Source organism: Sphingobium olei (assembly GCF_042678845.1).
GTDB classification, from domain to species: domain Bacteria; phylum Pseudomonadota; class Alphaproteobacteria; order Sphingomonadales; family Sphingomonadaceae; genus Sphingobium; species Sphingobium olei.
Genome location: NZ_JBHTLS010000125.1, coordinates 20824 through 37507, shown reverse-complemented (window position 1 = coordinate 37507; position 16684 = coordinate 20824). Strand labels below are relative to the sequence as shown.

General features: G+C 65.8%; 18 protein-coding genes and 1 tRNA gene. 12 read left to right on the top strand and 7 right to left on the bottom strand.

Annotated elements, in window-relative coordinates; genetic code table 11:
* Positions 1-14: 14 nt before the first annotated feature.
* The 7 genes from ACFQ24_RS11510 to phoB all read left to right on the top strand — a co-directional run bounded on the left by ACFQ24_RS11510 (position 15) and on the right by phoB (position 7327).
* Entirely contained in the window at positions 15-1301 is a 1287-nt protein-coding gene (locus ACFQ24_RS11510; protein WP_380911306.1) for an ATP-binding protein, read from the top strand.
* A gap of 102 nt (positions 1302-1403) precedes the next feature.
* Positions 1404-2456, top strand: coding sequence for a substrate-binding domain-containing protein (locus ACFQ24_RS11505; protein WP_380911304.1), 1053 nt, complete (start codon positions 1404-1406; stop codon positions 2454-2456).
* Positions 2457-2463: 7 nt separating this feature from the next.
* A complete protein-coding gene (gene pstC / locus ACFQ24_RS11500) occupies positions 2464-3858 on the top strand; it encodes a phosphate ABC transporter permease subunit PstC (protein WP_380911302.1) in 1395 nt (464 codons plus the stop codon).
* Entirely contained in the window at positions 3858-5114 is a 1257-nt protein-coding gene (gene pstA, locus ACFQ24_RS11495; RefSeq protein WP_380911300.1) for a phosphate ABC transporter permease PstA, read from the top strand. Before pstC ends, pstA begins: the two co-directional genes overlap by 1 nt.
* Positions 5115-5119: 5 nt before the next feature.
* Positions 5120-5908, top strand: a complete 789-nt coding sequence (gene pstB, locus ACFQ24_RS11490) for a phosphate ABC transporter ATP-binding protein PstB (RefSeq protein ID WP_380911298.1) — start codon at positions 5120-5122, stop codon at positions 5906-5908.
* A 17-nt stretch (positions 5909-5925) separates the two neighbouring features.
* The gene (phoU, locus tag ACFQ24_RS11485; protein ID WP_380911296.1) at positions 5926-6621 is read left to right on the top strand and encodes a phosphate signaling complex protein PhoU; all 696 of its coding nucleotides are present in this window, start codon (positions 5926-5928) and stop codon (positions 6619-6621) included.
* A gap of 4 nt (positions 6622-6625) precedes the next feature.
* Positions 6626-7327: a phosphate regulon transcriptional regulator PhoB gene (gene phoB / locus ACFQ24_RS11480; protein ID WP_380911295.1), complete on the top strand. Its 702-nt coding sequence runs from the start codon at positions 6626-6628 to the stop codon at positions 7325-7327.
* Between the two features lie 15 nt (positions 7328-7342).
* Here the strand turns inward: phoB and ACFQ24_RS11475 are convergent, their stop codons facing one another.
* The 4 genes from ACFQ24_RS11475 to recR form a co-directional block, all read right to left on the bottom strand.
* Positions 7343-8092: a hypothetical protein gene (locus ACFQ24_RS11475; protein ID WP_380911293.1), complete on the bottom strand. Its 750-nt coding sequence runs from the start codon at positions 8090-8092 to the stop codon at positions 7343-7345.
* Positions 8093-8149: 57 nt separating this feature from the next.
* The gene (locus ACFQ24_RS11470; protein WP_380911291.1) at positions 8150-8452 is read right to left on the bottom strand and encodes a hypothetical protein; all 303 of its coding nucleotides are present in this window, start codon (positions 8450-8452) and stop codon (positions 8150-8152) included.
* Positions 8453-8664: 212 nt separating this feature from the next.
* On the bottom strand, positions 8665-9195 hold the full coding sequence (def, locus tag ACFQ24_RS11465) for a peptide deformylase (protein ID WP_380911289.1): 531 nt from the start codon (positions 9193-9195) through the stop codon (positions 8665-8667).
* A gap of 200 nt (positions 9196-9395) precedes the next feature.
* Positions 9396-9992 carry a recombination mediator RecR gene (gene recR, locus ACFQ24_RS11460; RefSeq protein WP_380911287.1) on the bottom strand — a complete coding sequence of 199 codons (597 nt, stop codon included), beginning with the start codon at positions 9990-9992 and terminating at the stop codon, positions 9396-9398.
* 54 nt (positions 9993-10046) lie between these two features.
* Between recR and fmt the strand changes: the two genes are divergently transcribed.
* Together fmt and truA are read left to right on the top strand one after the other, a co-directional pair.
* A complete protein-coding gene (fmt, locus tag ACFQ24_RS11455; protein WP_380911285.1) occupies positions 10047-10955 on the top strand; it encodes a methionyl-tRNA formyltransferase in 909 nt (302 codons plus the stop codon).
* Positions 10956-10962: 7 nt separating this feature from the next.
* Positions 10963-11727, top strand: a complete 765-nt coding sequence (truA, locus tag ACFQ24_RS11450) for a tRNA pseudouridine(38-40) synthase TruA (protein WP_380911283.1) — start codon at positions 10963-10965, stop codon at positions 11725-11727.
* Here the strand turns inward: truA and ACFQ24_RS11445 are convergent.
* Together ACFQ24_RS11445 and ACFQ24_RS11440 are read right to left on the bottom strand one after the other, a co-directional pair.
* Positions 11694-12665 (bottom strand): GGDEF domain-containing protein, encoded by a 972-nt coding sequence (locus tag ACFQ24_RS11445; RefSeq protein ID WP_380911281.1) that lies wholly within the window; start codon positions 12663-12665, stop codon positions 11694-11696. The genes truA and ACFQ24_RS11445 overlap by 34 nt on opposite strands.
* Positions 12666-12728: 63 nt before the next feature.
* Complete coding sequence (locus ACFQ24_RS11440; protein ID WP_380911279.1) at positions 12729-13451, bottom strand: queuosine precursor transporter; 723 nt, start codon at positions 13449-13451, stop codon at positions 12729-12731.
* A gap of 70 nt (positions 13452-13521) precedes the next feature.
* Here ACFQ24_RS11440 and ACFQ24_RS11435 point away from each other — a divergent pair.
* Positions 13522-13598, top strand: a tRNA-Arg gene (locus ACFQ24_RS11435).
* A 10-nt stretch (positions 13599-13608) separates the two neighbouring features.
* Here ACFQ24_RS11435 and fsa read toward each other — a convergent pair.
* On the bottom strand, positions 13609-14262 hold the full coding sequence (gene fsa, locus ACFQ24_RS11430) for a fructose-6-phosphate aldolase (protein WP_380911278.1): 654 nt from the start codon (positions 14260-14262) through the stop codon (positions 13609-13611).
* A gap of 84 nt (positions 14263-14346) precedes the next feature.
* Here fsa and ACFQ24_RS11425 point away from each other — a divergent pair, with 84 nt between their 5' ends.
* Positions 14347-16515 carry a primosomal protein N' gene (locus tag ACFQ24_RS11425; protein WP_380911276.1) on the top strand — a complete coding sequence of 723 codons (2169 nt, stop codon included), beginning with the start codon at positions 14347-14349 and terminating at the stop codon, positions 16513-16515.
* Complete coding sequence (locus tag ACFQ24_RS11420) at positions 16515-16682, top strand: DUF1289 domain-containing protein (protein ID WP_380911274.1); 168 nt, start codon at positions 16515-16517, stop codon at positions 16680-16682. Before ACFQ24_RS11425 ends, ACFQ24_RS11420 begins: the two co-directional genes overlap by 1 nt.
* The last annotated feature ends 2 nt before the right edge of the window (positions 16683-16684 follow it).

Below are 16684 nucleotides of genomic sequence, written 5' to 3'. Positions count from 1 at the left end.
CCAGCGCGGTAACCATGAATCGACTGACCATCTCCCAGATCACGGCTTCGCTCGCCATGCTGCTGCTCGGCACGGGCGGCGCGCTGATGCTGGGCGCTTCGCCGGTGGCGATCGGCCTGCCGATCCTGGCGGGCCTCATCGTCCTGCTGATCTGCGCGGAGGGTGGTGCGGCAAGAATTCACGAAGCGCAGGAGACGGCGGACCTGCCGGACCTTACCGCCCATGCCGACTTCGCCAGCCTGCTGGAAGGGATTTCCGACCCCCTCATGCTGGTGGAACGCGGCCGGATCGTGCGCGCCAACCGCGCGGCGCAGCGGCTTCTGGGCAACCATATCGAGGGGGAAGACGCCCGCATCGCCATCCGCCACCCCGCCGCCGCCGAACGGCTGGCCAGCAGCGCGCCGCTCGCCGAGCCGATCATGGTCGAACTGGTGGGGCTGGGCGCGCGCGACCAGCGCTGGCAGATGCGCGTGGCCCCTGTGGGCGCAGTGGCCGATGCGCGGCGGCTGGTGCATCTGGTCGATCATAGCGGCACCCACGCAGCCGAACGTATGCGCGTCGATTTCGTCGCGAACGCCAGCCATGAGCTGCGCACGCCGCTGGCTGGCATATTAGGTTTCATCGAAACGCTGGCCGACCCTGAACTGGGCCAGGACACGGACACGCGCCAGCGCTTCCTGAAGATCATGGACGGCGAAGCCCGGCGGATGCAGCGGCTGATCGACGACCTCATATCCCTGAGCCGGATCGAATCGGAGAAATATCGACTGCCGGACGCGCGCGTGGACCTGTCCGAACTGGCGGCGGAGGTCGTCGCCGTATTCCGGTCCAGCCATGGCGATCGAGGCCGGGAGGTGGAGATGGAGATCAGCCCCGGCGTGCCGGTGGTCCAGGGCGATCGTGCGCAATTGTCGCAACTGCTGCACAATCTTATCGGCAATTCGGTCAAATATGGCCGCCCCGGCACCCCGATCCACGTCACCCTAGCCGAAGGGCCGAGCGGCATGGCGCGGCTTGTGGTGGCGGATGAGGGCGAAGGCATCGGTCCCGATCATCTGCCCCGTCTGACGGAGCGATTCTATCGCGTCGATTCGGGCCGCAGCCGCGCGATGGGGGGCACCGGCCTGGGCCTCGCTATCGTCAAGCATATCGTCGAACGCCATCGCGGCCGGTTCGACATCGCCAGCACGCTGGGCAAGGGGACGACCATTACCGTGCTGCTGCCGCCCCCCATCGAAGAAATCGCGCCGCGGAATGACGAGAAAAAGCGGCCTTCTGCGCTTTCGGGCACCATGTCATGAAAATGAAACCTGACTGTCACAAAGGCGCGATGGTCCGCGACTAGGGCCGCATCCTGAGGGGGGCGGCGACAAGCGAATCGCGGCCTTGCAATGGAGGTTTCCGTGACGAAGTTTGCCCTGTTCGCCGCCTGCGCCGCGAGCGTCATCAGCCTTGCCGCCTGCGGCGACCAGACCGGCGGCGCCGGCGCGACTCGTGACCAGATCCGCGCGGTCGGTTCCTCGACGGTCTATCCATTCGCGACGGCGGTCGCTGAACTGTTCGTGCAGGGCAATGCCGGCATGAAGTCGCCGATCATCGAATCCACCGGCACCGGCGGGGGCATGAAGCTGTTCTGCGCGGGCGTCGGCGCGCAGCATCCCGACATCGAAAACGCCTCCCGCCGCATGAAGAAGTCGGAGTTCGACCAATGTCAGGCGAACGGCGTGAAGGACATCATTGAAGTCCAGGTGGGCGTCGACGGCTTGGCCTTCGCTCAGTCGAAGAACGGCCCCGCAATCGCCCTCACCCCCAAGATCGTCTATGAGGCGCTGGCCGCCAATCCCTATGGCAAGGGCCCGAACAAGGCGCAGACCTGGAAGGATGTCGACCCCAGCCTGCCCGCCATCGCCATTTCCGTCTTCGGCCCGCCCTCGACCAGCGGCACGCGCGATTCGCTCGCCGAACTGATCCTGGAAAAGGGCTGCCAGAGCGACCCGGCGATGAAGGCGCTCAAGGACACGAATGAGGACGAATATAAGGCGACCTGCACCCGCGTCCGCGAAGACGGCAAATATGTGGATTCGGGCGAGAACGACAATCTGATCGTGCAGAAGCTGGGGGCCAATCCCAATGCGGTCGGCGTGTTCGGCTACAGCTTCCTGGAAGAGAATAAGGACAGCCTGAAGGATGTGCCGATCAACGGCATCCAGGCGACCTACGAAACCGTGTCGACCGGCCAGTATCCAGGTGCGCGCCCGCTCTACATCTACGTCAAGAAGGCGCATATGCACGCCATTCCCGGTCTCCAGAACTTCCTGAACGTCTTCGCCGCCAACTGGAACCCCGACGGCGTGCTGACGAAGCGCGGCATGGTCGCCGCGCCCGACGATGTTCGCAAGAAGAGCGCCGAAACGGTGAAGTCGCTGACCGTCCTCAACGGCGCCGACCTGAAGTAAGAGGGACATGACCGGACCAGCCATCCTCCTGCTGCTCGCGGGCCTGGGCGCGATCGCCTGGGTCAGCGCCCGCGCCCGCGCGCTGCGGCTCCAGTCCGTGGCGCGGGCCAGCGGGCGGCGCGACGCCGTCCATTCGCTACCCGGCTATCATGGCTGGTATGTGGCGCTGTGGACGCTCATTCCCGCGGCGATCTTCCTCGCTGTCTGGGCCAATGTCGCGCCCGGTCTTGTCACCCAGAGCGTGCTGGCCGATCCGGCGGCGCAGGCGCTGCCCGCGGACCCCTTCTCCCGCTCTGCCGTGCTGGGCGAGGCGCGGGCCATCGCCACCGGCCGGCAGGCGGGCGCGTTCAACCCCGCAAGCCAGGCGCTGGTCCAGCCCTATCGCGACGCCGACACGAAATATGGCGTCGCAGGGGCCGTCCTCGCCCTGATACTTGCCTTTGCCGGCGGAGCCTTCGCCTTCACCCGTGTCCGCCCCGACTTCCGGGCGCGCACCCGGGTCGAGCGGCTGGTGATGGCGCTGCTGCTGATCGCGTCGCTGCTGGCGATCGTCACGACGCTCGGCATCGTCGCCTCGCTTTTGTGGGAGAGCTTCCGCTTCTTTTCGATGGTGAACCCCATCGATTTCCTCTTCGGCCTGAAATGGAGCCCGCAATCGGCGGCGATGGGCTATGGCAATGAGGATGCGTTCGGCGCGGTCCCGCTCTTCTGGGGCACCATCTTCATCGGCGCGATCATTGCGATGATCGTCGCCATCCCGCTCGGCCTCATGAGCGCGGTCTATCTGACGCAATATGCCAGTCCGACGGTCCGCAAGTGGATGAAGCCGACGCTGGAGATGCTGGCGGGCGTGCCGACCGTTGTCTACGGCTATTTCGCCGCGCTGACCGTGGCTCCTGCCCTGCGCGATTTTGCGGTATCGATTGGCATCCATGGCGCGTCTTCTGAAAGCGCGCTGGCCGCCGGCCTCGTCATGGGCGTGATGATCATCCCCTTCGTGTCCTCCATGGCCGACGACAGCATCGCCGCCGTGCCGCAGTCGATGCGCGACGGCAGCCTGGCGATGGGCGCAACCACCAGCGAGACGATCACCCGCGTCCTCATCCCCGCCGCGCTGCCCGGCGTCGTGGGCGGCGTGCTGCTGGCCGTCAGCCGCGCCATCGGTGAAACCATGATCGTGGTGATGGCCGCGGGCCTCGCGGCGAACCTTACCGCCAATCCCTTCGCCAGTGTGACCACGGTGACGACCCAGATCGTCCAGTTGCTGACCGGCGACCAGGAATTCGACAGCGCCAAGACGCTGGCGGCCTTCGCGCTGGGTCTGGTGCTGTTCATCGTCACCCTGCTGCTCAACATCGTGGCCCTGCGGGTCGTAAAGAAATATCGCGAGGCTTACGAATAATGACCGTCGCCAGCTCTCCCGAGCGTGTCCCCACCGACTGGAAATCGGACGCAATGCGCCGGCGGATCGCCCGCCGCTATTCTGCGGAACGGCGCTTCCGCCTGCTGGGTCTGGGTGCCGTGCTGCTCTCGGCCGCCTTCCTTGCCTTCCTGCTCGTCACCATGATGGGCAACGGCCTGCGCGGCTTCACCCGCACGGAGATCGCGCTGAAGGTCGATTTCCCCGCCTCGCCCCTGCTGCTCGATCCCGACGCCATCACCGACGAGGCGCTCGCCAACGCCAACCTGCCGATGGTGACGAGCACGGTCGCGCGGGCGGAACTGGGCGACAAGGCCGACGACCTGCTGTCGCCTACCGCCTGGGTCAGCATCCGCGACGCGATCAAGGCGGATCCCAAGATCCTGGGCCGCACCGAAACCATCAGCGTCCCGGCGTCCACGGCCGTCGACCTCGCCGCCAAGAGCGAAGGGTCGCCGGAGGCCGAAGCCGCCGTCGACCGGCTGAACCAGGCGGGCCGTTTGTCCACCGGCTTCAACTGGAACTTCCTGACCGCGAGCGACGGGACCGACCCGACGCAGGTGGGTATCTGGGGCGCGTTCAAGGGATCGCTGCTGACGATGCTCGTCACCCTGATCCTGAGCTTCCCGATCGGCGTGGCCACTGCCCTCTATCTTGAGGAATATGCGCCCAAGACCTGGTGGACCGACATCATCGAAGTGTCGATCAACAATCTGGCGGCAGTGCCGTCGATCATCTTCGGCCTGCTTGGCCTCTCCATCTTCCTCAACCTTGCGCACCTGCCGCGATCGGCGGCCTTGGTCGGCGGCATGACGCTGGCGCTGATGACCATGCCGGTCATCGTCATCGCCGGCCGCAACGCGATCAAGTCGGTGCCGCCCAGCATCCGCGACGCCGCGCTCGGCATCGGCGCGTCGCCGGTGCAGGTGGTGTTCCAGCATGTCCTGCCGCTCGCCCTGCCCGGCATCCTGACCGGAACGATCATCGGCATGGCGCGGGCGCTGGGCGAGACCGCGCCGCTCCTCATGATCGGCATGCGCGCCTTCATCGCAACGCCGCCGGGCGGCGTCACCGATCCGGCGACCGTGCTGCCGGTGCAGATCTTCCTCTGGTCCGATGAAGTCTCGAAGGGCTTCGTCGAAAAGACCTCCGCCGCCATCATCGTCCTGCTGGTCTTCCTGCTCGCGATGAACGGCCTCGCCATCTACCTGCGCAACAAATTCGAAAAACGGTGGTAACCGCCATGACCGAAGAACAGAAAAATCTCGCCCCCGCCAACCCGAAGATGACGGCGCGCGACGTCAAGGTCTTCTACGGCCCCAAACAGGCGATCAAGGGCGTTTCCATCGACGTGGACATGGACAATGTCACCGCCTTCATCGGCCCGTCGGGCTGCGGCAAGTCGACCTTCCTGCGGACCTTGAATCGCATGAACGACACCGTCGCGTCGGCGCGGGTCGAAGGGACGATCACGCTGGACGGCGAGGATATCTACGCGCCATCGATGGACGTGGTGCAGTTGCGCGCCCGGGTGGGCATGGTGTTCCAGAAGCCCAACCCCTTCCCCAAGTCGATCTACGAGAATATCGCCTATGGTCCGCGCATCCACGGCCTCGCCGCCGGCAAGGCGGACATGGATGTGATCGTCGAAAAGTCGCTACGCCGCGCGGGCCTGTGGGAAGAGGTGAAGGATCGCCTGACCGACAGCGGCACGGCCCTGTCCGGCGGGCAGCAGCAGCGCCTCTGCATCGGGCGCGCCATCGCGGTGGAGCCGGAGGTCATCCTGATGGACGAACCCTGCTCGGCGCTCGACCCCATTGCCACCGCCAAGATCGAGGAACTGATCCACGAACTGCGCGGGCGATACGGCATCGTCATCGTCACTCACAATATGCAGCAGGCGGCCCGCGTGTCGCAGCGGACGGCCTTCTTCCATCTGGGCGAACTGGTCGAATATGGCGTGACATCCGACATCTTCACCAATCCGCGGCAGGAACGGACCAAGGATTACATCACCGGTCGTTATGGCTGATCGGGGGAGAGACGAACATGGCAGAACATACGATCAAGGCATTTGACGAGGAAATCGACCGGCTGCGCGGGCTGATCGCCGAAATGGGCGGGCGTGCGGAAGCGGCGATCGAGAATGCCATGCTGGCGCTGCAGCGGCAGGACAAGATATTGGCCGCAGAAGTCGTCGCCGACGACAAGCGCATCGACGCGATCGAGGCAGAGGTCGAGAAGCTGGTGATCCAGGTCATTGCGCTCCGCGCGCCGATGGCCAACGACCTGCGCGACGTGATCGCGGCGCTCAAGATCGTCGGCGTGGTCGAGCGGATCGGCGACTATGCCAAGAACATCGCCAAGCGGGTGCCGATGATCGCGACCAACACCCGGACGCTGGAACCCATTTCCCTGCTGCCCTCCATGGGGCAGGTCGCGGGCGAGATGGTGCATGACGCGCTCAACGCCTTCGCCGCGCGCGACGCCGACCTGGCGCTGGCGGTGGTGGAGCGCGACACGGTGGTCGACGATTTCTACAACAGCGTCTTCCGCACGCTCGTCACCTTCATGGTCGAAAATCCCAAGACGATCAGCGAATGCGCGCACCTGCTGTTCGTCGCCAAGAATATCGAGCGGATCGGCGACCACGCCACCAACGTCGCCGAGATGGTCTATTATGCCGCGACCGGCCAGACACTGCCCGAACGCGAACGCGGCGCAGACCTGACCCGGGAGGATTGAAGCCATGGCACGAGCAAAGATGCTACTGGTGGAGGATGACGCGGCGCTGGCCGAACTGCTCATCTGGCATTTCAAGCGCGAGGATTTCGACGTTTCCCATACCGTCGATGGCGAGGAAGCGCTGCTGATGGCGCAGGAAAGCACGCCCGACATCGTGCTGCTCGACTGGATGGTCGAAAGCCTGTCCGGTATCGAAGTATGCCGCCGCCTGCGCCGCATGAACGGCACCGCCAACATCCCGATCATCATGCTCACCGCGCGCGGCGAGGAAGAGGATCGGGTGCGCGGGCTGGAGACCGGCGCGGACGATTATGTGACCAAGCCCTTCTCTCCCCGCGAACTGGTGGCGCGCGTGGGCGCGGTGCTGCGCCGCGTGCGCCCGGCGCTGGCCGGCGAGACGCTGACCTTCGCCGATGTCGAGATGGACACGGTGGGGCACAAGGTCCGCCGCAGCGGCCAGGTGATCCCGCTTGGCCCAACCGAGTTCCGGCTGCTCAAGCATTTCCTGGAGCATCCCGGCTGGGTATTCTCCCGCGAGCGGCTGCTCGATAGCGTATGGGGCCAGGACAGCGACATCGAACTGCGCACCGTCGACGTCCATATCCGCCGCCTGCGCAAGGCGATCAACGCGGACGGGCAATATCAGGACATCATCCGCACCGTGCGGTCGGCGGGCTACGCGCTCGATACTGAGGGCATGGGTTGAAGCAACCCCGGCGGTTCAGACTGCGTTCGGCGCGGCCGGATAGGCGTGAAGTTGCGGGAAGACATCCTCCGGCGGCTTCAGGTCTGGCAAGATATAGGCATAGCCGCCCTTCTTCCGGAACAGCGGCCCGACCTTTGCATAGAAGGCCTTGGGCACGTTGATGCAGCCGAAGGTGATGCGGTTGTCGGCGATGTCGGGCGACAGCATCCGGTCCACCCGCTTTTCCTTGGGGTTGCCGGGCGGAATGGTGTGGAGCGCGACCGAGGTCGCATAATCGACCCACAGGACACGGGTCTTGCCCGCCGCGACGCCGAATTTGGCGAGGAAGCGGCCCGCGGGCGTCGTCTTTTCGGCCGGGCCGATCTCCGCCAGTGACTTGGCGCCCACGCCCGGTGTCGCATCGTCGCCCAGCGCGATGCCGATCAGCACCGGCGCATCCGCGATCCGTTTGCCCTTCCCGTCATAGAGCCAGATGCGGGCCGCCACCTTGTCGAGCACGACATAGGGCAGGCCCTTATTATCCGCAGCACCGGTTACCCAGCGCAGGACGCGTGCCGCTTGGGGTGTCGGGTCCACCACCATCTCCGTCGCATCGGGCACCGCCGGGAGGGCGGACGCCTTGGCGACGGGCTTCTTCGCGGCGCGCGCCTTCGACGCGGCAGTGGTTTTTGCGGCAGCGGTCTTGGGCTTGGCCTTCTCGGCGGCCTGAACGGACGGGACGGCGATCAGGCTTAGACACAGCAGGAGCCGGGACAGGCTTTTCATGCAGGCTGAATACTCAAAAAATATGGCCGGCGACAAGGGGCGCCGGCCATGATCGCATCAGTTGCGCGGACGCTTGCGCTGCGCTTCGGCCATGCGCTGTTCGACGCCATCGACGCGGGCGCCAAGCTGGTCGAGACGCTGGCCGTTCTGCTGCGCCAGACCCGAAGCGGAGCGGGCTTCGCCCAGCGCCTGCTGCGCGGTGGCGTCGGTCTGCTGGAGCTTCGCATCGAGCGCATCGACGCGCTGGTTCACGGTCGCGACCTGCTCGCGCACGAAGCCCTTGGTGGCGCAGCCGCCAAGGCTGACCGATCCGGCCAGCACCAGGGCCAGGGCCCCCATTTTCGTCAGAGACGGCGACATATAATGTTCCTCCTTGGTAATAACCCCACGCACCTCAAACGCAGCAACGCTTCAGCGACAATGGGGTTTCCGTCCGAACGTGCTGCAGGAAAGACGGAACGAGGAAGATGAACAGATTGAAAGAAAAGGATTTTTCGGAAAAATGCCAAGAAAAACGCCCCGACTTGGGCGGTCGGAGCGTCGTTCGAAGAGCCTGAAAAAGCTGATGGAGATCAAGCGGCCTTGCGCGCCTTTATCAGCTTTTTCATCAACATATCCCGCTTCAGGCGGGACAGATGGTCAATGAAAAGTATACCTTCCAGATGGTCCATTTCATGCTGGAGGCAGGTGGCAAGCAGCCCTTCCAGCTGCTCTTCGTGGATTCGGCCGTCCCGGTCCATCCAGCTGGCACGAATGGCGGCGGGCCGCTCGACCTCCGCAAACTGGTCCGGCACCGACAGGCACCCTTCATTATAGACCGAAAGCTCTTCAGATCCTTTGAGAATCTGCGGATTGATGAAGACCATCGGCTTCCTGACCGGCGGCGCACCCTCCTCGTCCGATTCGGGTTCCTGCAAATCGATCACTAGAATGCGCTTGGGCACGCCCACCTGGATGGCGGCAAGGCCGATGCCCGGCGCGTCGTACATGGTGTCGAACATATCGTCGATCAGCGTCTGCAGATCGTCGTCGATCGCCTCGACAGGGGTCGATATGGTGCGCAGGCGCGGATCGGGCGCTTCGAGAATGGGACGTATGGCCATGGCCCGAACATAGGCGGAACGCGCTGCAGGATCAAGCCGGGCGCGGGTGGATCGTGTCGATCAGACTGATCGATCCCGCCCCTTAACTTCGCATATTTCCCGTAAAAACCGACATTGAATTTCCTATGTTGGACATATTCCGCCGCGCGGCGATCGCCAGAGAGACACCGGCATAGGAAATGCCGGCGGGATAGGACAGGTCAGCCCAGCGGCCGCCGCGCGCGCAGCGCCTGCGCCAGCGTGCCTTCGTCCAGATAATCGAGTTCCCCGCCCACCGGCACGCCATGCGCCAGCTGAGTCAGCCGGATGGGGAAAGGCTCCAGCCGCTCGGCCAGATAATGGGCGGTGGTCTGCCCCTCCAGCGTCGCGTTCATCGCCAGCACGACCTCGTCCACGCCGCCCTGTTCCAAGCGGGTCACAAGCGCGTCGATCGCCAGATCCTCCGGTCGCACCCCCTCCAGCGCCGACAGACGGCCGCCCAGCACATGGAAGCGGCCGGGGAACAGCCGCGACCGGTCGAGCGCCCAGAGGTCCGACACATCCTCCACCACGCACAGCGCGCGTGGATCGCGCCGGGGATCGGCGCAGATGCCGCAGGGATCGACCGTATCGACATTGCCGCAGACATGGCAGGTCACCAGCCGTTCGTTCACCGCCTCCAATGCGCGCAGCAGCGGCTCCATCGCCCCTTCGCGCTTCTTGAGGAGATGCAGCACCGCGCGCCGGGCCGACCGGGGGCCAAGTCCGGGGAGCCGCGAGAGGGCCTGCGTCAGTGCGTCGATTTCGGGTGAAGCCATATCGTGAGATAAAGGGTTGCATGTCCTGCCGACAAGAGGTTTGAGGAGTGGACCATGCGTATCATCTATATGGGCACCCCCGATTTTGCCGTTCCGGCCCTCGATGCGCTGATCTCGGCGGGGCATGAGGTCGTCGCGGTCTACAGCCAGCCGCCGCGCCCGGCGGGCCGTGGCAAGGCGCTGCGCCCCTCCCCCGTGCATCAGCGGGCCGAAGCGCTGGGGATCGCGGTGCGCACGCCCCTGACGCTGAAGGACGCGGACACGCAGGCGGCGTTCGCCGCGCTGGATGCCGATGTCGCGGTGGTCGCAGCCTATGGCCTCATCCTGCCGCGCCCCATCCTGACCGCGCCGCGCCATGGCTGCATGAACATCCACGCCTCGCTGCTGCCGCGCTGGCGCGGGGCGGCGCCGATCCATCGGGCGATCCTGGCCGGCGACAATGTCACCGGCGTCACCATCATGGACATGGAGGCGGGGCTGGACACCGGGCCTATGCGCGCCAAGCATGTGACGCCGATCGAGGACAAGACGGCGGGCGCGCTGACACGGGAACTGGCCGAAGCGGGGGCGGCGCTGATGGTCGAGGTGCTCGACGACATTTCGCTGCATCCGCCGATGGCCCAGCCCGAAGAGGGCGTGACCTACGCCGCCAAGATCGACAAGGCCGAGGCGCGGATCGACTTCACCAAGGACGCCCATGCCGTCGAGCGGCAGGTGCGCGCGTTCAATCCCGCCCCCGGCGCCTTCTTCGAATATCGCGGCGAGCGATTCCGCATCCTGGCCGCCCATGTCGAACATCATGCCGGACCGGCCGGCGAACTGCTGGACGACAGCCTGCTGATCGGCTGCGGTCATGACGCGATCCGCCCGACGCTGGTGCAGCGCGCGGGCAAGGGCGCGATGAGCGCGGGCGAATTGCTGCGCGGCTACGAGATGCCGGCGGGCAGCCGCGTCGATCCGTGACCCGCCTATGACCCGCTTTGCCTTCACCGTCGAATATGACGGCCGCCCATTCATGGGGTGGCAGCGGCAGGCACATGGGCCGAGCGTGCAGCAGGCGATCGAGACGGCGATCCACGCCGTCACCGGTGAAACGGCGGTGGTCCACGCCGCCGGCCGCACCGATGCCGGCGTCCATGGCATCGCCATGCGCGCCCATGCCGATGTGGAAAAGCCGATCGCGCCCTTCCGCCTGATGGAGGCGCTGAACGCGCGATTGCGACCCGATCCGGTCGCGATCTTGGATTGCGCGGTGGTGCCTGACGATTGGCATGCGCGTTTTTCCTGCGTGGGGCGATCCTATGTCTATCGGATCGTCAACCGGCGCGCGCCGTTGACCTTTGAACAGGGGCTGGCCTGGCGCGTGATCCAGCCGCTCGATACGCAAGCGATGCACGACGCGGCGCAACTGCTGGTGGGGCTGCATGATTTCACCACCTTCCGCTCGGCCCATTGCCAGTCGGCCAGTCCCGTCAAGACGCTGGACCGGCTGGACGTGGCCCGGGAAGGCGACCGCATCGCCATCCATGCGGCGGCGCGATCCTTCCTGCACCATCAGGTGCGGTCGATGGTCGGGTGCCTGGCGATGGTGGGCATGGGGCGATGGACCGCGCAAGACCTGCGCGCTGCCCTTGAGGCTAAGGACCGCGCAGCCCTTGGCCTCAACGCGCCGCCCGATGGGCTTTATTTCCTGCGCGCCGCCTACGCCGACGCGGATACCGCCACCCGGACCTGATTCTTGCCGGCACGCTTGGCCGCCAACATCGCCGCGTCAGCCCGAGCGATCAACTCATCCAATTCTGCCCCGTCCGCCTCCGCGACGGCAAGGCCGATGCTGCCGGTGATGCCCCTGCCGCAGCCTGCAAGTGCGGCGCAGAGCCGCTCCGCCCGGCGCAGCGCGCCGTCCACAACTTCGTCGAGCATCAGCAGGACGAATTCGTCGCCGCCCAGCCGGGCGATGAGGTCGCCTTCGTTTGCGGTCTCGCGGAGCAACCCGGCGACGTCGATCAGGCAAGCGTCGCCCGCGCCATGCCCTTCCCGGTCGTTGAGCTGCTTGAACCCGTCCAGATCGAGGAAGAGGAGGCAGCGCGTCGGTCGCGACATGCCAGCCGCATCCAGCCGGTCGCGCGCGCGTGAAGCGAAGCCGCGCCGGTTGAGCAGCCCCGTCAGGGAATCGTGGATCGCCTCGAAACTTGCCTGCCGCAATTCGGACAGATCCTCGATCACCGCGACATAGAGTTCCGGATCGCCTGCCTCGTCGCGCGCCATCGCCACGGTCAGCTTGACCCAGATGATCGCGCCGTCCGCGCGGATATACCGCTTTTCCATCGAATAGCGCGGCAGTTCCCCCGCATTCAGCCGCGCGAGCAGCGCTTCGTCCGCGTTCAGATCGTCGGGGTGGGTAATCTGCTGGAATCCGGTGCGGATCAGCGTGTCGGCATCATAGCCGCTGATGGCGCAGAAGCGCGGGTTGACCAGCAGGAAGCTGCCGTCCAGCGCGACATGCGCCATGCCCACCGGCGCATGGTGGAACGTCGCGTCGAACCGGCGGCGGGCGCGGGCGAGTTCGGCTTCTATCGCTTCATAGCTCTGGGCGGCGGTATCCCGCGCCAGCTGTTCGACATCCGGCCCCTGCGCGGGCGCGGAAAATTGGTCATGCCATTGCCTGCTCATTCCCGGCGCTTTGCCGCGACAGTAGTAAACATGGCATTATCGAAACGGCAGCCGGTGGAAATTTCAAGAGAGGCGGGCGCGGAAGGGGGTGAAGTCGGTGCCCGCGTCATAGACGTCCAGCCCCTCGCGCTTCTTGAGACTGTTCACCACGACATAGGTGACGGGCGTCAACAGCGCTTCCCACCCGACCTTCATCGCCCAGTTGGTGACCATCACCGTCAACACCTGCGCCGTCGTCCAATTGCCCAGGAAAGCGAGCGGGTAGAAGAGCAGGCTGTCGACCCCCTGCCCCACCACGGTCGAACCGATGGTGCGCATCCACAGGTGCCGGCCCTGCGTCAGGATTTTCATCCGCGCAAGGACAAAGCTGTTGGCGAACTCGCCCGCCCAGAAGGCGATGAGCGAGGCGACAACGATGCGCCAGGTGCTGCCGAACACCGCCTCATAGGCAGGCTGGTCGGGCCATCCGTCAGCAGGCGGCAGGGCGACGACGACCCAGCTCATCAGCGCCATGAACAGCATCGCGCCGAAGCCGGCCCAGACGCAGCGGCGGGCGCGGGCATAGCCATAGACTTCGGTCAGCACGTCGCCGATGACGTAGCCGAGGGGAAAGAAGAGGATGCCGGCCCCGAAGGTGAAGCCGCCGACGGTCGAGAGCTTCGCCGCGCCGATCAGGTTGGACAGCAGCAGGATCGCGACGAAGGCGGCCATGAAGAAATCATAATAGCGCAGCGGCCGCGCACCCAGCGCGCCGGCATCGACCCTTTGAACCGCCCCTTCGTTCATGACGCCCATGCTTATCGGCTGGCTGGGCGATTGCAAGCGACGGCATCGCCCGCTATCGGGACCGGTGAACGGCCCCGTAGCTCAGTTGGATAGAGCATTCGCCTTCTAAGCGAATGGTCGCAGGTTCGAATCCTGCCGGGGTCGCCAGCCGCTCAGGTCAGAGGATCGTCTGGCCGGTCTTCGCCCAGTCGGCGGCGAAGGCGTCGAGCCCCTTGTCGGTCAGCACATGCTTCGACAGCATCTTGATGACGGCGGGCGGCGCGGTGATGACGTCCGCGCCGATCTTCGCGCAGTCGAGGACGTGTATCGGGTGGCGCAGCGACGCGGCCAGGATTTCGGTCTTGAAGCTGTAATTGTCGTAGATGAGGCGAATGTCCTCGATCAGTTGCAGCCCGTCGAAGCCGTTGTCGTCGTGCCGGCCGACGAAGGGCGAGATGAAGGTCGCGCCCGCCTTCGCCGCCAGCAGCGCCTGATTGGCGGAAAAGCAGAGCGTGACGTTCACCTGCGTGCCCTCACCGGTCAGCGCCTTGCAGGTCTTGAGGCCGTCGATGGTCAGCGGCACCTTGATGCAGACATTGTCGGCGATCTTCCGCAGGATCTCGGCTTCCTTCATCATCGTCTCATGGTCGAGCGCGACGACTTCGGCGGACACGGGACCGTCCACCACGCCGCAAATCTCCTCGATCACTTCCAGGAACTTGCGGCCCGACTTGTGGATGAGCGTGGGGTTGGTGGTGACGCCGTCGAGCAGGCCGGTTGCCTCCAGCTCGCGGATTTCGGCGATGTCGGCGGTGTCGACGAAGAATTTCATGGGTCGTCCCCTCAAAGGCGAAAAGTGATTCGTTGGCAGCGCCTATAGCGTCCCCCGCCCCCCATGTCCTACATGGGGTCGCAAATGTCCCACGCCCGTGTCCTCCTGCTCAATGCCGCCCTTGGCCCCCTCGACTATCGCGTGCCCCATGGGATGCGCGTGGAGCCGGGCAGCATCGTCGTCGCGCCGCTGGGTCCGCGCCAGCTGATCGGCGTGGTGTGGGAGGAGGAGAGTTTCCCAGATGTGGAGAGCGTGGGCGACAACCGGCTGCGCAACCTGCTGGAGGTGGTGGACGCGCCGCCGCTGCCCGACCCGCTCCGGCGGCTGATCGAATGGACGGCGGACTATTATCTCAGCCCCCCCGCCGCAGTGCTGCGCATGGCGCTGTCGTCCATGTCAGCGCTGGAAGGGGCGCGAACCGTCATCGAATATCGGGCGACCGGCGCCGTGCCCGAGCGCATGACCGAACAGCGCGCCCAAGCGCTGGAGCGGATCGGCGAGCGACAGGGATTGATCCGCGAACTGGCGATGATCGGCGGGGTGAGCGACGCGGTGATCCGCGGCCTCATCAAGCAGGATATTTTCGAGGCGGTGGAAGTGAGCGTCGACACGCCCTTCCCCCTGCCCGATCCAGATCATGCGCCGCCAGCTTTGTCGGACGCGCAGGCGACGGCAGCGGGAACGATGGCGGATGCGGTGCGCGCCCGTGATTTCGCGCCCTTCCTGCTCGACGGCGTGACGGGCTCCGGCAAGACGGAGGTCTATTTCGAGGCGATCGCCGCTGCGATCCGGGCGGGGCGGCAGGTGCTGGTGCTGCTGCCGGAAATCGCGCTGACCGAGCCTTTTCTCGAACGGTTCGAAAAACGCTTCGGCACGATCCCCGTCAACTGGCACAGCGGCCTGCGCCAGAGCGAGCGGCGGCGGGCATGGCGCGCCATCGCGAGCGGGCAGGCGCAGGTGGTGGTGGGCGCGCGATCCGCGCTGTTCCTCCCCTATCCGAACCTTGGCCTCATCGTCGTGGACGAAGCGCATGAGGCGAGCTTCAAGCAGGAGGACGGCGTCCATTATCACGCCCGCGACGTGGCGGTGATGCGCGGGCTGATCGAGAAATTCCCCGTTATCCTTGCGTCCGCCACGCCGGCCATCGAGACGCGGCACCAGGTGGAACTGGGCCGCTATGCCGAGATCAAGCTGCCGTCGCGCTATGGCGGGGCGGAGATGCCGGACATACATGGCATCAACCTGCTGACCGATCCGCCGGAGCGGGGCCGCTGGATCGCGCCCGAGCTGGTCAAGGCCATCAACGAAACCCGCGCCAAGGGCGAACAGAGCCTGCTCTTCCTCAACCGGCGCGGCTATGCGCCGCTGACGCTGTGCCGTCATTGCGGCTATCGCTTCCAGTGCCCCAACTGCACCGCCTGGATGGTGGAGCATCGGCTGACCCATCGGCTCGCCTGCCACCATTGCGGCCATGTGACGCCTGCGCCCCGCCATTGCCCCGAATGCAAGGAGGAGGATTCGCTGGTCGCCTGCGGGCCGGGCGTCGAGCGGATCGCGGACGAGGTGAAGGCGCTGTGGCCCGACGCGCGCACCGCCATCGTCACGTCGGACACGCTCTGGTCACCGGCGAAGGTCGCCGATTTCGTGAAGTCGGTGGAGGCGGGGGACGTCGATATCATCATCGGCACGCAGCTGGTAACGAAGGGCTATCATTTCCCCAACCTGACGCTGGTAGGCGTGATCGACGCGGACTTGGGGCTGGAGGGCGGCGACCTGAGGGCGGCGGAGCGGACCTTCCAGCAGATCGTGCAGGTCGCGGGGCGCGCGGGGCGCGGGGAGAAGCCGGGCCGCGTCTTCATCCAGACGCGGATGCCCGAAAGCGAGGTTATCAAGGCGCTGATCGACGGCGACAGCGCGCGCTTCTACGATGTTGAGACGGAAAACCGCCGCCGCGCCAACGCCCCGCCCTTCGGCCGCTTCGCCGCGATCATCGTGTCGAGCGAGGATGCCGACGAAGCCGCGCAGACCGCGCGGCTGATCGGCAAGTCCGCGCCTGTGATCGATGGGATGCGCGTCTATGGTCCCGCTCCGGCGCCCCTTTCCGTGCTGCGCGGACGGCATCGGCACCGGCTGCTGATCCATGCCAACAGGCAGGTGGACGTGCAGGGCGCAATCCGCGAATGGCTGGGCAATCTCGCCTGGAAATCGGGCACGCGGGTCGCGGTGGACGTCGATCCCTACAGCTTCATGTGATGGAAACGCCCTGCCGCAATCTCTGCGCGCTGGACGCCACGCGCCGGACATGCACAGGATGCGGGCGGACGATCGACGAGATCGTCCACTGGCGCAGCATGACCGACGCGCAGCGCGCCGCCGTCATGAAGCGGGTGCGGGACTTCCGGCCTTTGCCTCGGGCGTGACC

What these genes read in the sequence shown, in the direction of transcription:
- ACFQ24_RS11510 (WP_380911306.1), top strand. Translation starts at nt 15, where the DNA reads ATGAATCGACTGACCATCTCCCAGATCACGGCTTCGCTCGCCATGCTG.
- pstC (WP_380911302.1), top strand. Translation starts at nt 2,464, where the DNA reads ATGACCGGACCAGCCATCCTCCTGCTGCTCGCGGGCCTGGGCGCGATC.
- pstA (WP_380911300.1), top strand. Translation starts at nt 3,858, where the DNA reads ATGACCGTCGCCAGCTCTCCCGAGCGTGTCCCCACCGACTGGAAATCG.
- pstB (WP_380911298.1), top strand. Translation starts at nt 5,120, where the DNA reads ATGACCGAAGAACAGAAAAATCTCGCCCCCGCCAACCCGAAGATGACG.
- phoU (WP_380911296.1), top strand. Translation starts at nt 5,926, where the DNA reads ATGGCAGAACATACGATCAAGGCATTTGACGAGGAAATCGACCGGCTG.
- phoB (WP_380911295.1), top strand. Translation starts at nt 6,626, where the DNA reads ATGGCACGAGCAAAGATGCTACTGGTGGAGGATGACGCGGCGCTGGCC.
- ACFQ24_RS11475 (WP_380911293.1), bottom strand. Translation starts at nt 8,092, where the DNA reads ATGAAAAGCCTGTCCCGGCTCCTGCTGTGTCTAAGCCTGATCGCCGTC.
- ACFQ24_RS11470 (WP_380911291.1), bottom strand. Translation starts at nt 8,452, where the DNA reads ATGTCGCCGTCTCTGACGAAAATGGGGGCCCTGGCCCTGGTGCTGGCC.
- def (WP_380911289.1), bottom strand. Translation starts at nt 9,195, where the DNA reads ATGGCCATACGTCCCATTCTCGAAGCGCCCGATCCGCGCCTGCGCACC.
- recR (WP_380911287.1), bottom strand. Translation starts at nt 9,992, where the DNA reads ATGGCTTCACCCGAAATCGACGCACTGACGCAGGCCCTCTCGCGGCTC.
- fmt (WP_380911285.1), top strand. Translation starts at nt 10,047, where the DNA reads ATGCGTATCATCTATATGGGCACCCCCGATTTTGCCGTTCCGGCCCTC.
- truA (WP_380911283.1), top strand. Translation starts at nt 10,963, where the DNA reads ATGACCCGCTTTGCCTTCACCGTCGAATATGACGGCCGCCCATTCATG.
- ACFQ24_RS11445 (WP_380911281.1), bottom strand. Translation starts at nt 12,665, where the DNA reads ATGAGCAGGCAATGGCATGACCAATTTTCCGCGCCCGCGCAGGGGCCG.
- ACFQ24_RS11440 (WP_380911279.1), bottom strand. Translation starts at nt 13,451, where the DNA reads ATGAACGAAGGGGCGGTTCAAAGGGTCGATGCCGGCGCGCTGGGTGCG.
- fsa (WP_380911278.1), bottom strand. Translation starts at nt 14,262, where the DNA reads ATGAAATTCTTCGTCGACACCGCCGACATCGCCGAAATCCGCGAGCTG.
- ACFQ24_RS11425 (WP_380911276.1), top strand. Translation starts at nt 14,347, where the DNA reads ATGTCCCACGCCCGTGTCCTCCTGCTCAATGCCGCCCTTGGCCCCCTC.
- ACFQ24_RS11420 (WP_380911274.1), top strand. Translation starts at nt 16,515, where the DNA reads ATGGAAACGCCCTGCCGCAATCTCTGCGCGCTGGACGCCACGCGCCGG.